Below are 536 nucleotides of genomic sequence, written 5' to 3' on the forward strand. Positions count from 1 at the left end.
AGACAAAGGTATTATAGATTTTGCCATATAAATTTGTATTTGTGCTGGACTATTCCAGCTAGTTTCTTTTATTTTCCAAGCCAATGCTGCGTATTCATATCCGTAAAATACTAAAGCTAAAATACCTGGAAAGAAAAAAATAAAATATAAAACTAAATCAATCCAACCTTGAACTCTTGTTGGAAATAATCTGTAAATAACATCTCCTCTAACGTGCGCTTCAGTTGATAAACAATAAGCGCCTGCCATCATGAAAATTGCTCCATACATTTGCAAACTAAAATCAAAATTCCATAAAGTTGGGCTGTTAAAAGCATAGGCCATTATTACTTCATAACACGTTCCACCCATTAAAATTACTATGCACCATGAAAAAGCTTTTCCCATTGATGCACTTAAAGTGTCTGCAAATTTTATGAAAGATTTCATAGTACTACTTTATGTTAAATTCTACCTATTAATCAAACAAAAAAAAGGGGGCCTAAGGGCCCCCTTAATGTAATTAAGATAAATCTTTAGATTTTAACTTTTCCTAA

Annotated in this window: 1 protein-coding gene; it reads right to left on the reverse strand. The window is 31.5% G+C overall.

Features of this window, described 5'->3' with window-relative positions:
- Positions 1-429: TRAP transporter small permease subunit (locus AMN84_RS02130; RefSeq protein ID WP_075482968.1), on the reverse strand; the 429-nt coding region annotated here is incomplete at its 3' end.
- Positions 430-536: the final 107 nt, after the last annotated feature.

It is taken from the genome of Candidatus Pelagibacter communis, from assembly GCF_001180105.1.
GTDB classification, from domain to species: domain Bacteria; phylum Pseudomonadota; class Alphaproteobacteria; order Pelagibacterales; family Pelagibacteraceae; genus Pelagibacter; species Pelagibacter ubique_K.